The 15278-nt window shown below is 44.4% G+C and carries 11 protein-coding genes and 1 tRNA gene; 3 read left to right on the forward strand and 9 right to left on the reverse strand.

All coding sequences use genetic code 11. The features are described 5' to 3' along the window. Positions 1-50: 50 nt before the first annotated feature. Both ACMXYN_RS09940 and ACMXYN_RS09945 read right to left on the reverse strand, forming a co-directional pair. Entirely contained in the window at positions 51-953 is a 903-nt protein-coding gene (locus ACMXYN_RS09940) for a DMT family transporter (RefSeq protein ID WP_415891680.1), read from the reverse strand. Between the two features lie 35 nt (positions 954-988). Next, complete coding sequence (locus ACMXYN_RS09945; protein ID WP_415891681.1) at positions 989-3910, reverse strand: insulinase family protein; 2922 nt, start codon at positions 3908-3910, stop codon at positions 989-991. Between the two features lie 462 nt (positions 3911-4372). On the opposite strand from ACMXYN_RS09945, the gene ACMXYN_RS09950 reads away from it, so the two are divergent. Beyond that, positions 4373-4882, forward strand: coding sequence for a phasin family protein (locus tag ACMXYN_RS09950; RefSeq protein ID WP_415891682.1), 510 nt, complete (start codon positions 4373-4375; stop codon positions 4880-4882). Between the two features lie 109 nt (positions 4883-4991). Here ACMXYN_RS09950 and ACMXYN_RS09955 read toward each other — a convergent pair whose 3' ends face one another. Beyond that, positions 4992-6206: a UbiH/UbiF/VisC/COQ6 family ubiquinone biosynthesis hydroxylase gene (locus tag ACMXYN_RS09955; protein ID WP_415891683.1), complete on the reverse strand. Its 1215-nt coding sequence runs from the start codon at positions 6204-6206 to the stop codon at positions 4992-4994. 202 nt (positions 6207-6408) lie between these two features. Here ACMXYN_RS09955 and dbpA point away from each other — a divergent pair, with 202 nt between their 5' ends. Next, positions 6409-7785 (forward strand): ATP-dependent RNA helicase DbpA, encoded by a 1377-nt coding sequence (dbpA, locus tag ACMXYN_RS09960; protein WP_415891684.1) that lies wholly within the window; start codon positions 6409-6411, stop codon positions 7783-7785. On the opposite strand, the gene ACMXYN_RS09965 is transcribed toward dbpA, so the two are convergent. Continuing rightward, on the reverse strand, positions 7782-8870 hold the full coding sequence (locus ACMXYN_RS09965; protein WP_415891685.1) for a DUF3524 domain-containing protein: 1089 nt from the start codon (positions 8868-8870) through the stop codon (positions 7782-7784). The two genes, dbpA and ACMXYN_RS09965, sit on opposite strands and share 4 nt — an antisense overlap. A gap of 173 nt (positions 8871-9043) precedes the next feature. Between ACMXYN_RS09965 and ACMXYN_RS09970 the strand changes: the two genes are divergently transcribed. Further along, complete coding sequence (locus ACMXYN_RS09970) at positions 9044-9640, forward strand: YiiX/YebB-like N1pC/P60 family cysteine hydrolase (protein ID WP_415891686.1); 597 nt, start codon at positions 9044-9046, stop codon at positions 9638-9640. Positions 9641-9656: 16 nt separating this feature from the next. Here ACMXYN_RS09970 and ACMXYN_RS09975 read toward each other — a convergent pair whose 3' ends face one another. The 5 genes from ACMXYN_RS09975 to lon form a co-directional block, all read right to left on the reverse strand. Continuing rightward, on the reverse strand, positions 9657-10130 hold the full coding sequence (locus tag ACMXYN_RS09975; RefSeq protein ID WP_415891687.1) for a DM13 domain-containing protein: 474 nt from the start codon (positions 10128-10130) through the stop codon (positions 9657-9659). Between the two features lie 76 nt (positions 10131-10206). Beyond that, a complete protein-coding gene (locus ACMXYN_RS09980; RefSeq protein ID WP_415891688.1) occupies positions 10207-12087 on the reverse strand; it encodes a SurA N-terminal domain-containing protein in 1881 nt (626 codons plus the stop codon). A 145-nt stretch (positions 12088-12232) separates the two neighbouring features. Then, positions 12233-12309 (reverse strand) — tRNA-Asp (locus ACMXYN_RS09985). 111 nt (positions 12310-12420) lie between these two features. Next, positions 12421-12696, reverse strand: a complete 276-nt coding sequence (locus ACMXYN_RS09990) for an HU family DNA-binding protein (protein WP_007020114.1) — start codon at positions 12694-12696, stop codon at positions 12421-12423. Between the two features lie 134 nt (positions 12697-12830). Continuing rightward, positions 12831-15257, reverse strand: a complete 2427-nt coding sequence (lon, locus tag ACMXYN_RS09995) for an endopeptidase La (RefSeq protein WP_415891689.1) — start codon at positions 15255-15257, stop codon at positions 12831-12833. Positions 15258-15278 lie beyond the last annotated feature (21 nt).

Consider the following 15278-nt stretch of genomic DNA (forward strand, 5'->3'; position numbering starts at 1 on the left):
AAAAATTGATAGCTGACAGGCAAAACTGTTCAAACACCAAACAGTTGTTACTAGGATTTAGCCGTTTTACGGGAAGAAAGAGATAACAATCCAGCCGAGAAAATTAAGCACAAGCCTATCAAGCTGTAGGCGCCTAATACCTCATCCCATAATAGCCAGCCAAACAGCGCAGCAAAGACCACCGAAGCATATGTATAAGGCCCCAACTGTCCCGCAGGCGCAAGCCCATAACCTTTACTCAATAACAGCTGAGCAACCGTTGAGGTAATAGCCATCAGCAATAACCAACCCAGTTCAACTAAATTGGGCGTAACCCAATTAAGCATCGCTGGCGGAAAAGCTAAAACGGTACTAAACAAAGCGAAATAAAAAACGATACGGCTGGCTGGTTCTGTATCGCTCATCCTACGGATAATGACTTTTGCTAGCGCCCCCAGCATTGCACCAAAAAGCGCAATTAGCACAGCAACATTGAGTGTTCCCTGCCCGGGATTCAACACTAGAAAAACGCCAAAGAAACCAACACATATTGCCAGTTTCACTACCCCAGAAATCTTTTCACCTAACCACCATAAGGCGAATAATGGAATAAAGAATGGAGCTGTTTGTTTGATCAACGCCGCCTCCGCTAAAGGCAAGTGTCCCCATGAATAGTAAAGACACATCATGGCAGTCACACCGACCGCCGCACGCGCAATATGCAATCGAAGAGAGCTCGTTTTTATCGAGGAGATCCCATTTCGCAACAACCAAGGCATCAATAAAATTAACGCAAAGAGATTACGGGCAAATACGATAATCTCAGTAGGTAGCTGATGAGTGATCTGCTTTACGACCATGCCAGAACAGACTAAAAACAGTTCTGACAGAATGATAAACAGCGCACCTTGATAAAGCGCTTGTGTGGGCATAGAGGCTTGAGGGTTATTAAGGAATAAATGACTAGCGATCAAAGTATCCCTTAATCGCTAGCCGAATATTACCTTAATTAGACTTCAATTACTTCAAAGTCGCTGGATAGACTGTCTGCCTGTTCTTTACTGGTAACTACAGCCACACTGCCCTCTTTATCTAGAAGATAAGTTTTGGCAACACGCTTCAGATCATCCACTGTCACATTCAAGATGCGCGCACGGAACGCTTTACGCTGCTCAGGAGTACGCCCAAACAAAGAGCTGTGGAATGCTTGCTTAGCTTCACCAGCCGGCGATCCAGGCTTATCAATCGAGCTTACAACACCCAGAATCGCTTCTTCAAGTTTCTGAGCATCATGATCAGTCTCCAGAAGCCATTTCACCGCACCATCGAAGTCATCCAAGGTTTCAGATAAACGAGGATCACGGTAAGAGAAGAAACGGAAAGCTGCATCACCTGAATCCTGACCAGCGCCAGAGCCGTAAGCACCGCCTTTTTCGCGAATAACTCGATGTAAATAGCCATTACGCAGAAAGTCCCCCAGGATGGTAAGTGGCGCTGAATCAGGGTGATCTACCGCCACGGTAGGGAATGCTTTCGCACAGAAGCTTACCTGAGTACTGGTAACCCAAGCTTGTTTCACCTTGCTACGTAATTCTGGCAGTAAGAAGCCTGCCGAGGTTTCACTCGGTACATCTGCCCAGATAGATTCTAAGTAGCTCTGAACACTGGCCTGATACTCGTCTTCAGCTACTACAAGGTATTGACGCGGCGCAAGTTGAATCTTGCTATGCAGCTCTTGCAGACGTCGTGAAAGCTGTTTGAGAGCATCTTCATTCTCTAGCTGATCATCTAACTGTTTGTAGTAACAGATAGACTCAAGACCTTTTGTTGCATGAGATAATGCTGCCGCCGGGCTCATCTTCGCTGCTGCAGCCATCATGGCGAATGCGTGGCCTTGTCCTGTGATACTTTGTTCTTTACGAGTACGTTGTTGAGATACCACTTCACGAATACGAGGCAACTCATCAAAACGTGCAAATTGCAGCGTTTCTTTCAGCAGATCTAACAACGCCTCATGTTTAGACACTAAGGCTTTGCCGGTTAATGTAAAGTAGCCTTTTACATCCTGCTCATTATCAGGTGCACCCCTTACTGAAGCAAAACCATGAACACCACCGGTCACTTCTGTTTGATACTGCTGATTCTCTTGATAAGTACGATCACCACAGCCCAATTCAGTAAGAAGATAGCTGTATAGAGGCAGTATGTGCTGCTCATCTTCCGTTAACTGCGGAAGCTGCATAATCACCTGCTGATAAACAATACCGTTAGTGCCACGATCATAACGCGTCAAAGGTAGCGTAGAATCAACCGCCACATCTTCAGGCACAGACATTTCATCTGGTACATCGGTCAATGTCACTTTCGGTAGAATCGATTCATCATCGACCTGTTCTTGTCGCTCCGCTAGCTCAGCAGCACGATCAATTAGCTGTTGTTTATCGTCATCTGATAAACCCGCTTTAATTTGAGCCAACTGCGCTTTCTCTGCAGCATCACGACTAGCTGCCAGTTTGTTATCTGGGCGTAAAGTCAAACGAACGCGATGCGGGTTATCTAACAGCTCCTTAACCATGGACTGAACGAAGTCTGGCTGCTTGATCGCTTCGCGCAGTTTTTCGAGCACCGGATCAAGGTTTAATATTGCGATTGGATCGCCCTTGTTAACCGCTGCTCCGAGCGAAGACATGATCAAACTCAGGCCATAAGGATAACCATCACCATTAATTTCACGCTGTTGCAGTTCTAACTGATGCAACTGGGCTTCCAGCATAGCTTGAGGCACACCCTCTTCAGCCACCTTCTGCAAGGTATCCAATACCAGTTTTTCAAATTCTTCCGCAGATTCGGGCTCACTGCCTTCAATACCGCACATGAAGCTCATTTCACGGTTTGAATCTTCTAATCCACATAACGGCGAAGGCGCGCTGCCTAAATTAGTTGATTCAAGTGCGTAACGTAGAGGAGAAGCACTATTATCCAGTAACACACGAGACATCAGATGCGCTTTAAGTTGAGCTTCTAAATCGTTGGAATGACCAAGTAGCCAAGCTAAAACATGATGTGTTTTGCCACTTAGATCCTCTTGATCAAGGTCATAACCTTCTTCCACCCGCAATGGCGAGTGGTAGCGTTTCTCATCATGAATTTCGATAGAAGTGCCCAGCTTTTCAAAACGGCTTAGCGCTTTCTCTTCAAAGAAACCCTGAAGTTCAGCAGCAGGAATATCACCAAAAGTCATAATGACCGCATTACTCGGGTGGTAATGGGTTTTATAAAATTCAATTAGCTCATCATAACTTAGGTCAGGGATGCTCTCTGGCTCACCGCCGCTGTTGTGATGGTAAGTTGTTGTCGGGAACAGATATTTAGTCACTGACTGCCACAAGCGAGAAACCGGTGAACTCATTGCACCTTTCATCTCGTTGTACACAACACCTTTGTATTCCAAATCGGATTCAGCATCACCGGTTTCAGAAAACTCAATACGATGGCCTTCTTGTTCAAAATCCAATGGATCTAAACGACTGAAGAAAACAGCATCAAGATAGACATCTAACAGGTTAAAGAAATCTTTGCGATTTTGACTAGCAAATGGATAAGAGGTCCAGTCACTGCTCGTCATCGCGTTCATAAATGTATTAAGTGAACGGCGCGTCATCATAAAGAACGGATCACGAACTGGGAAACGTTCACTACCACACAACGCTGTGTGCTCCAGTATATGCGCAACGCCTTTTGAATCTTCCGGAACAGTCCTTAGACCGACAAGAAAAACATTTTCAGTATGATCAGCCGCTATATGGAAATGGGAAAGGCCAGTCTTTGTATGCTCGTATTCCGTTACATCAATTCCTAAAGACTCAATCTTTTCTGATCTAACAAATTCAAAAGATGAGTGTGATTCTACGACTGTATTCGATTGCGTCATGAAAATACTTGATCCTGTTACTAAAGGGACTCTACCAAAGCCAAAAGTTAGTTAGCTGTCCCGAGGTATTGAGGTGAAGAAAGCTTTCAAGCAGATAGCCAACCCCTCCCATATAAGCCCTGTTTTTGAGCTATAGAGTATCACCTGATTGTAATAGCTATTTGGTTATATGAACAACCTATCGGCCAATATAGGCACAAAGCGGGTGCAATTCAGCTTCAAGAATTTTTTATTTTCTGCAAAAACAGCTCAAAAAGCTGATTTGAGTAGAACTTAACTCTTTTATAGCAACCACTCTAACTCATTGTTATATCGGCGTTTAATTACCTAAATCAATCCATATAAATATTTTTGTGCAATGCACAAAAAAATATTTGACAGGTTATTTATTAACCACTATATTTATCTCAAATGCTGCAACGCACAAAAACACTTTATTAAAGATTCTCAGAGGAATGGAAAATGTACGATGATCTAATGAAAGATGTTCAGGAAAAAATGCAACCAGCAATCGACGTTGCTGAAGTGAACAAAAAAGCACTAGAAACTCTGTTCTCTTTGCAGTCTGAATATGTAACTGATTTCGTAGATTCAAGCGTAGCTCAACTAAAAGCTCTATCTGAAGTTAAAGAGCCAAAAGAAGCGGTTGAATTGCAGGTTGAGTTCTTCAAATCTCTGGAAAGCAAAACGACTGCGACTGCGGAAAAAGAGCTAGCAGCTCTAAACTCTGCAAAAGAAGAGATCGCTGAAATCGTAGAAAAAAGCCTAAGCGAAATCAGTGAAATGCCATACATGTCTGATTTCAATAAGTTTCTGACTGAAGCCGCTGAAGCAACTTCTGCTGTTGTAGCGAACGCGACTCAAACTGAAGCAGCACCAGCTGAACAAGCAGCTGCTCCAGCTAAGAAAGCACCTGCGAAAAAGGCGCCTGCTAAGAAAGCACCTGCGAAAAAAGCAGCGACTGCTGAGTAATTCATCGTTTGGGGTCACGTAACGACCCCACTTCTCTACTCTGGCTGGTTTATTCAGCCGTATTTCTTTGCCGGTCTCCCAGACCGGCTTTTTTTATTTAAGCCTTTGATTATTGCTCTTTAGCCATTTCAGGCAAAGGCCCTTCCAAGCCCATCGCAAACTGCATAACTTTGTTTTTAGCTGGCGTTACACGACCCGCCAAACCTAAACCGATATTGCGCAACACTTTTAGTGGGCCGTTCTGATTACTAAATACGCGATAGAACGCATCCATCGTCTGCATCATCAATAAATTATGTTTGCGACGCTGCTTTTCATACTCCTTCAGCGACGCCAATTCGGTTATATCTTCACCGGTATTAGCAGCCGCTAAAATCACTTCCGAAAGAGCAGCTGCATCAAGCAGGCCGATATTCACGCCCTGTCCAGCTAGAGGGTGGATCATGTGCGCAGCATCACCTGCTAAAGCTAGACCTTCTAAGACATATTCCTGCGCATGTTGGCGACGAAGCGGGAATGCTCCGCGACTTAATAGCTGATCAATTTCGCCCAACGCATCAGGGAATGTAGATTTAAGCTCTTGCATAAAGCTTTCGTCATCCTGAGCCAAGAGACGTTTGACGTTATCCGGTGTGTTATACCAAACCAGAGAAGCGTTATTTCCTGAAAGAGGTAGAAAGGCAAGTGGACCTGTCGGTGTAAACTGCTGCCAAGTGATATCTTCTTGAGCAAACTTAGTCGTCACAGATGCAACCAGTGCATGCTGCTCGTAGTCCCAACGAGTTACACCAATGCCTGCAGCTTGACGAACACGAGACTCACCACCATCCGCAGCGATAAGTAGACGCCCAATTATTTCTCTATCATCTTTTAATCTAACAATGCTGCTACCAGGAGAATAATCGATAGCCTCAACTTCAGCAGGACAGATCAGGTCAACATTTTCAAACGTCTGTAAACGCTCTAAGAGCGCTAGCTGAATCACGCGATTTTCAACAATATGGCCAAGGTGATCACGGCCAATGTTATCGGAAACAAATTCTGTAGAAGCCTTTTCTTCACTTGCTTCCCAAACCTTCATGCGACGGTAAGGGCAACTACGACGGGATAGAATCCCTTCCCATGCACCTACGCGCTGAAGAATATTCTCAGAGGCCACGCTGATAGCAGAAACGCGCAAATCATTTGGTTGGGAAGGCTCATATTCCGCAGGATATCGACTTTCCAAGACGGCAACTGATAACGGGCTATTTCCAAGAGCACAAGCGATCGTTGCACCCACCATACCACCACCGACAATGACGACATCGTAACGCGTATTCATAATTCCCAACCAACTTACTTATTTTTGACTGTCCCGAAGTATACCCAAAGAGCCTGCCAACATCTTGAGAAAGATCAACAATTGTTAACGCGCTTTGATTAGCGAGTGATTCTTCAGGGTATTCATATTCTCCCAAAGCGGTTTGCTCTATAATGCCGCTTTGCAACAAAATCTAACCAACTTTACTGTTACCGAGTGCCCTGTGTCTGATACCTGCTTCTCAAATCTCAATCTTCCAAAACCGATGCTAAAGAACCTAGATCATCTAGGCTATAAGCAGATGACGGCTATCCAAGAGAAAGCCCTACCCGAGGTTTTGCGAGGTAATGACCTCATTGCGAAAGCAAAAACAGGCAGCGGCAAAACAGCTGCGTTTGGTATAGGTACACTGCTGAATTTAAACCTTAGTAGTTTTGCCACACAAGCCTTAGTACTTTGCCCTACACGTGAATTAGCAACACAAGTTGCTAATGAGCTAAGAAAGCTTGCTCGCTTTACTGAAAACGTAAAGATTCTTACTCTCTGTGGTGGCCAATCAATCGGACCTCAGATTGGCTCTTTGGAGCATGGCGCACATATTGTGGTCGGTACACCGGGTCGTATTAAAGACCATCTTCGTAAGAAAACTCTAAGCTTAGACAAAGCAAACACAGTAGTGCTTGATGAAGCGGATCGTATGCTGGATATGGGTTTTGCTGATGATATTCGTGACATCATTGGGCAGACCCCAAAGAAACGCCAAACACTGCTATTTTCTGCTACTTACCCAAAGACCATTGCGAGCCTGAGTGCAGACATTCTCAATCAGCCAATTACGGTTGAGGTAGAATCCACTCACCAACAATCCCAGATTGAGCAACATTTCTTTGAGATCGAAAAAGAAAATAAACTTGAGAATTTGAGCGCGATTTTAGCTCAGTTCAAACCAGAGTTTGCAGTGATTTTTTGTAACATGAAGCAAACCTGTAATGATGTTCAGCAACATCTTAAATCTTTGGGCTACAGCGCAAAAGCTATCCACGGCGATTTAGAACAACGCGATCGTGACCAGATACTAGTGCAATTCGCCAACCGCAGCTGCTCAATCCTTATCGCGACTGATGTAGCAGCGCGTGGACTAGATATTGATGACCTACCTTGCGTCATCAACTACGATCTAACTCGAGATGCTGAAGTTCATACTCACCGTATCGGTCGAACAGGCCGTGCAGGTAAGCAAGGCATGGCATTGAATCTTTATCAGCCGTCAGAAGCTTACAAAGTAGCTTCCATTGAAAAGTATTTGGATACAGAATTCCCCGTGACTGAACTACCAGACGCGGATCCGAACTATCAGCCGAATAACCCACCAATGGCTACGCTTGCAATTGCTGGAGGTAAGAAGAACAAAGTTCGCCCTGGCGATATCTTAGGTGCGTTAACAGGCGATGCTGGCATACAAGGCAACCAAGTAGGCAAGATCAATGTGTATGATTTTGCTGCTTACGTTGCCGTTGAACGCAAAGTCGCACGAAAGGCAGCCGAGCGCTTGAGCCAAGGAAAAATCAAAGGCCGTAAGTTTAAGGTGCGTCGCCTTTAACCTTCTTTACGGGCCAAACGATCAAAGTGATGGCGATACTGGTCTGCCAGTGTCGCCCATTTAAACCGATCGACATTCACTTGCTCCCCCCACTCTCCTGCGTACTTTCTTGCTGCTAAGCGATCTAATCGCTCAGCTAAGACCTCAGCTTCGCTCTCCTCTTTATACCGGCAGGCATTAGGGAACAATTCTCTATACGCTAACCTGTCAGGGACTAAGGGCACCGCGCCAGACGCGACCCCTTCTAAAACAGCTATCCCTTGGTAATCATGTACAGCCGTTGAAAGCACAACATCTACTTTACGTAGTAGAGCCAGATATTCCTCACGCGAGGAAAGATAACCCCACTCACCAGCACAATCACCGAGTAGCACACGAAGCTGCTCAAATTGCTCAGGTACTTTTCTAAACTGCTGCCCGACCACATGGAGCTTAAAATCCTTGCGTTTCTGTATCAGCTGCTCAACGGCATCTAGCAGAAGTTGAGGATTTTTGTCGTACTCCCAACGGTGATTCCAAACGATATGAAACTCATCAGATTCAGGGGAACGTATTTGGTAGCTATCAGACTTGATAGGTACAGACAGCACCGCTGAATTATCTCTAATCCGCTCGATCAGATTTGGTGGTACTTGATCAGGCATCTTTTTTAAGAGAACTTTCGCGCCATCCAAAAGCGTCTGTCGATTATATTCACTGTTAAATAAACAATAATCCGCAGCCAGCGCGGTATAAAGGTTCAGAATGCATGGCTCAACAGTTTTAAATGCTTTACCGGACTCAGGATAAGCGAACTGGTTTTCGTGGAAGTAAACCAATGTTGGAATTTGGGCTAAAGATGGAACAAAACCACGCAAGGCAGAAAGGTCTGTCATAGAGGTCACCACGACCAGATCATAAGCCTGACTTAATGTTTCCCTTTCATTAAACGCCCAACTAAGACTGTTCCCTCTCATACGCCAACTGAAATAGCGCCCCGGCAAAGATAAAACTGTCCATTCGTGTTCATTCAAGTGCTCAACAAGCCCTTTACGCCAATAAACATGACTATCCGCATCGTAAGCTGAGAGAAGGAGTATTCGCATAAAGCCGCCATTGAAAAAAGCGCTAGTGTATCAGCCAAATTTTGCTTTGTCCTATTACACTTAAAACAGAGCAACAAAACCAAAAGTATCGAAATACGATACCTTTTTTGAATCTTTAGCCCTATATCCTCAAAGTCCACATACTTTACGTATCAACTTTTGAGGAAACCGTAATGAAAATGACAAAGTTCTACAGCGTAATCAACGACCTAGAAAACTGCGTACAAGAAGGAGACATTATTTTTATCTCCATCAATAGTTTTCTATACCGCCAGGTCGCAAAAGGCACTGGCAGCTGGACTTCGCATGTTGGCTTTGTCGTTAAAGAAAATGATGAATGGTTTGTTTTAGAAAGTGCTGTTCCCTGCGTTAGACGCACGAGTCTAAAAGATTTTGTATCGCGGACAACCAACGATGAAGTGAGCATATTACGACTCAAAGAGCCATTAGTTGATGCTGATATTAGTAAATTAAAACAAACCGCTGAGAAACGCATGGGGCGCTTTTATCACTTAGGCTTTAAATTCGACTCCAAGCGACAGTTTTGTTCTAAATTTGTTTATTTAACCTTTAAGGAGGCGTTAGGAATAGAGTTAGGTAAAGTGCAAACGCTAGCTGAACTATTGGATGAAAATCCACAAGCCAGCGTTAACTTCTGGCGCTGTTGGTACTTTGGCTTTGTTCCATGGCAACGAAAGACAATTACGCCTGCAAGTCAATTGAATGACCCGCAACTCGAAACAATCTATACGACTGTCAGCTACCGCTGACAGTCAGGTCTCTTTCTTACAAAGAGTTATAACGAGCAGCACTGATAAATTCAGAGAAGGTTTCACACCAAATCACAGCCGTAGAATATTTAGCCGGATCCACACCCTCTGGTAAGTTAACCACAAAGCCATCAAATGTTTTAATTTCAGCAACCTGAACCATATCTCGCTTATTCTCAAGAAAACTCATCTCGTCATCTACAAATACAGGAGAAAGGTAAAGCTTATAATCAGGACCGGGAGCTAATTTACCTTTGAATGCTGCAACACCGCCACCCAACATCACAGAGCCTTCTCCCCAATGCAAAAAGTCACTACCTTTTAACTCTTTCACAAATCGCCCTTCAAACTGCGCCTGAGCTACAGCCGAAGAGATCTCTTGCTCAGTAGGCCCCTGTGGCTGAATTAAGATAGGTAACAGGTATACACCTAAGGCAAAGCCTGCGAAGCCAACTAGGCCATGACTAATCAGTAACATTAATTTTTTCATATTCCCCCCTAAAGCTGCTAAAACAGCCAATATAAAAAAACCACCCGAAGGTGGTTTTAGAATAGATCAAATTAGCTTAAAGCTTATCTATTTCAGCTTTCGCTTTTAACTGAGCAAGGTGATCTTGGTAATCTTGCTGACCTTGACGGTTATTAAGCATCATACCCATGAAGCGAATTTCGTCTTCTTGCAGCTCAATATCTTGCTGACCGATTGCGTCTAGCGCGATAATCATTTTGCTACCATCAACAGTATCAACTGCAGTATAAGTAGAACCACTTTGCGGTTTTACCATTTTGAATGCAGCAGTAAGAAGTTCTTGAGGTAACTCTCTCTGACTACGGTTAACTGCAGACTGAGTTACTACGTCATTACCTTCTGCAACAGTCGTTAGATCTGTACCTTCAATAAGCTGAGCAACAATCGCATCTGCTTTTTCAGTCATCGCTGCAGCAACTTGCTGCTCAACCAGAATAGCGCGAATCTGATCAGCTACTTCGTCTTGCGCTTTTTCACGAGGTAGTTGATGTTCAACTACACGTAGAACAACAGAGCGACCAGAATCTAATTCAACTGGCGTGCTGTTCAAACCATCATTGATCAGTTCCTGATCGAAAGCAACAGCAAGGATCTTAGCGTTAGAAGTAATTGCATCCTCGTTACCAGAACGCGCAAATAGCTCGGTTTTCTGAATCTCTAGTTCTAGCTCTTCAGACGGTTCTACCAGATCACCAGAAGAGAAAGAAACATCAGCTAAACGCTCTAACTGTTCAACATACTCTTCTTCTGCCTTCTGATTTAGAAGATCAGAACGAAGTTCTGCTTCAGCTTGAGCAAAAACAGGTACTTCAGACTCAACTAGATCCACTAATTTGATCAAGTGATAACCAAATTCTGAACGTACCGGCTCTGAAACAGCACCTTTCTCTAGAGCATACAGCGCATCTTCAAAGTCAGTTGAGAAAACACCTTTCTCATTAATACCTAGATCACCGCCCATCTCCGCAGATGCTGGGTCTTGAGATTCTGACTTAGCCAACTCTTCAAATGCTTCACCTGCTTTTAGGCGCTCAGCAATTGCATCAATCTTAGCTTTAGCAGCAGCATCGTCTTGCTGTTCAGAAATCTCGATAAAGATGTGTGCTGAATGACGTTGCTCTTGTGCTTGGAATGTATCCACAAGCTGCTGGTATGCTGCTTGAAGTTCATCATTAGATACTTCGATACCTGCCTCTAGAGCACTTCTTTCTAATAGAAGGTACTCAATTGCTACCTGCTCTTCAGTCATAAACTGAGAACTGTTCTCTGCATAGTAATCGGCAATCTGCTCGTCAGAAACAGTAATTTCAGCACGAACATTGTCCGCAGGCAGAGTGAAGTAGCGAAGATCACGCGTTTGATTCTGTAGAACGTTTAGAGAGTTCAGTTCATTAGGTAGAGTGAAGGCAGACAACATGAACGCAACACGCTCTTGCTCTGTAACCTTCTCTTTACGCACGATATCACGGTACATCAACGGAGTAAGACCTGCGTTACGTAATGTCGCTTCAAATTGAGCACGATCAAACTTACCGTCAAGCTGAAACTCTTTGGTAGACAGGATCAGCTGATCAATCATTGCATCAGAGAATGTCAGACCTTGATTTTGTGCAGATTGTACTAAAACCGATTGCTCAATCAGACCTTCCAAAACCATATTACTGATTAAGTTGTCATCCAATAGCGAAGGATCAGCGTCCTCCCCCATCTGCGACAACATTTGACGACGCTGCAATTGAACGCCTTGATAGAGATCCTGTTGACTGATCTCTTCACCATTAACTGTCGCAGGAGCATTACTACCAGCAGTTAAACTAACCAGCGATTCAACACCAAATAATGCGAAAGTAACTGCAATCAAGCCAACAATAATCTTGGCAATGATTCCCTGAGAGTTATCACGAATGGACTGTAGCATTATGCCTCTAAACCCCTGGCAATATCTTTAACACATAAAAAAGGCGCATTCTTACAAATGCGCCTTTCAAGAATTTTGTACCTGACTCACTAAATGGTGTAGCTCGTCATTCTATGTAGAACAGGGATAGTCTGTTGTACATAGTTGGCGGAACGGACGGGACTCGAACCCGCGACCCCCTGCGTGACAGGCAGGTATTCTAACCAACTGAACTACCGCTCCTTTCGCGGGTCTTTAACCCGCACCTTCAGCACTTATTTAGCGCATCAGGCTGGGTAACTCACTAAACTAATGAGCTACCTCCCCTAAGTAAGATCGTGACGCGATCAGATCTTACTTGTTTACTGCGTCTTTCAGAGCCTTACCAGGCTTGAAAGTTGGCAGTGTAGCGGCAGCAATTTCAATTGGCTTGCCTGTCTGTGGGTTACGGCCCGTACGAGCAGCACGCTCTTTCACAGAAAATGTACCGAAACCTACAAGTGCAACAGAATCACCGTTTTGAAGTGCACCAGTAACCGCTTCCAGTGTAGCATCCAGCGCGCGACCCGCAGCTGCTTTAGGAATGTCGGCTGAAGCTGCGATAGCGTCGATCAGTTCAGACTTATTCACGTTGTTCCCCTTTAAATAGATCGTTATTTTTAATTGTTCCGTTATCCATGCCCAGCAAGATGGTCAGGCATTTATACCAAGGTGCAGAAAGGGGTGTCAAGACACCTAGAACACCTTTCTACCCCTGATGAATACTAATGTGGCTTTATTTGCTCCGGCTCAGCTTTTGCAGCCTTTTCCTTTGTCGCCACTACTTCTTTCTCGCTTTTCTCTACAGGTTTTGGTTGATACTTTAGTGCGATGTCCAGCACCTCATCAATCCATTTAACCGCCTTAATATCGATATCTGCTTTGATATTGTCGGGAATTTCCTTTAAATCGCGCTCATTTTCCTTTGGAATAATGACCGTTTTAATTCCCCCGCGGTGTGCAGCGAGTAGTTTTTCTTTCAATCCACCGATAGGTAAAACCTGCCCTCTTAAGGTAATTTCACCTGTCATTGCTACGTCAGCCTTAACCGGAATATTGGTTAAAACTGATACTAAAGCCGTACACATTCCAATACCCGCACTTGGACCATCTTTTGGTGTAGCACCTTCTGGAACGTGAATATGAACGTCTTGTTTCTCATGGAAGTCAGACGCTATACCCAGGGCCTCAGCACGATTTCTTACAACAGTCAGTGCAGCTTGGATGGATTCTTTCATCACATCCCCTAAGCTACCTGTCGTCACCTGACGGCCTTTGCCCGGTACCACTGCTGTTTCGATACTTAGGATATCGCCGCCCACTTGGGTCCAAGCTAAGCCTGTTACTAGGCCAACCTGATCCTGTTCTTCAGCGATACCGAAATTATGCTTGCGAACACCGCTGTAGTGTTCCAACTGAGCTTCTTCAATAACCACTGGCAAGTCTTTCTTATCAGCCAAAGCAAGCTCTTTAACAACCTTACGACAAAGCTTAGCGATCTCTCGCTCAAGGCCTCGCACACCGGCTTCGCGGGTATAGTAACGGATCAAACCAGTAATGGCACTATCCTTTATCTCCACTTCACCTTTTTTCAAGCCATTATTCTTAAACTGCTTCTCAACAAGGTAATTTCGAGCAATATTCAACTTCTCATCTTCGGTGTAACCCGGGATGCGAATGATCTCCATACGATCCAACAAAGGACCCGGAATGTTCATAGAGTTTGAAGTACATACGAACATTACATCAGAAAGATCGTAATCTACTTCTAAGTAGTGATCGTTAAAGCTGTTGTTTTGTTCTGGGTCTAGCACCTCAAGAAGAGCCGAAGCTGGATCACCACGCTGATCCATACCCATTTTGTCGATCTCATCGAGCAAGAACAGCGGGTTTTTTACGCCTACTTTCGACATCTTCTGTAGCAACTTACCTGGCATAGAGCCGATATAAGTACGACGGTGACCACGAATCTCTGCTTCGTCACGCACGCCACCTAGTGCCATACGCACGTATTCACGGTTCGTAGCACGAGCGATAGAACGGCCTAGAGATGTTTTACCTACACCTGGAGGGCCAACCAAACAAAGGATCGGACCTTTAAGTTTTTTAACTCGTTTCTGAACTGCTAAGTATTCCAGAATGCGGTCTTTTACTTCTTCAAGACCGAAGTGATCTTGGTTAAGCACCTTCTCAGCTCGCTTCATGTCATGGCGAACTTTAGAGCGCTTAGCCCAAGGGATCTGTATCATCCAATCAATGTAACCACGAACAACTGTCGCTTCAGCCGACATTGGCGACATCATCTTCAACTTGTTGTATTCGCTCATGGTTTTATCGAAAGCTTCTTGCGGCATTTTCGCTTCAGCTATTCGATTTTTCAGCTCATCCATGTCGTTAGTGCCGGACTCATCCAGATCACCTAACTCTTTTTGGATAGCTTTCATCTGTTCATTCAGATAGTACTCGCGCTGACTTTTCTCCATCTGTTTCTTAACGCGGCCGCGAATTCGTTTTTCCACTTCAACCAGGTCAATTTCAGATTCCATCAACGCCATCAGATGCTCTAGACGCTCTTTGTTACTAAGCATCTCTAAGATCTGTTGCTTTTCTTCCAACTTAAGCGACATATGTGCAGCAATGGTATCCGCCAAACGCCCTACATCGTCGATATTCTGAAGAGAGGAAAGCACTTCAGATGGGATTTTCTTATTTACTTGAACAAAGCGTTCAAATTGCTCTAAAACTGTTCGCTTGTATAGCTCGCCTTCAGCTTCGGTTAGCTCTTCAATTGCGAGCATATTTGCTTGCGCAGTAAAGAAGCCTTCGTCTTCACTCAATTTATGAATGGTTGCGCGGTAATCACCTTCGACAAGCACCTTTACAGTTCCGTCAGGCAATTTAAGCATTTGCAGTACGCTAGCAACGGTACCCACTTCAAATAGGTCTTCCGCCAACGGCTCATCATCTGATGCGTTTTTCTGTGCAACAAGAAGAATTTCTTTTTCCCCAGACATTGCAGCTTCTAGGGCTTCGATTGATTTTTCCCTTCCTACGAATAATGGGATAACCATATGCGGATATACCACCACATCCCTTAGTGGGAGCACTGGCAATTCGATTAGTTGTTCCTGAATGTCGTCATGTTGTGTCATGAGCAAAAGCCTCATCAACCA

The organism is Neptuniibacter sp. PT8_73 (assembly GCF_047778045.1).
Taxonomy (GTDB): Bacteria; Pseudomonadota; Gammaproteobacteria; order Pseudomonadales; family Balneatricaceae; genus Neptuniibacter.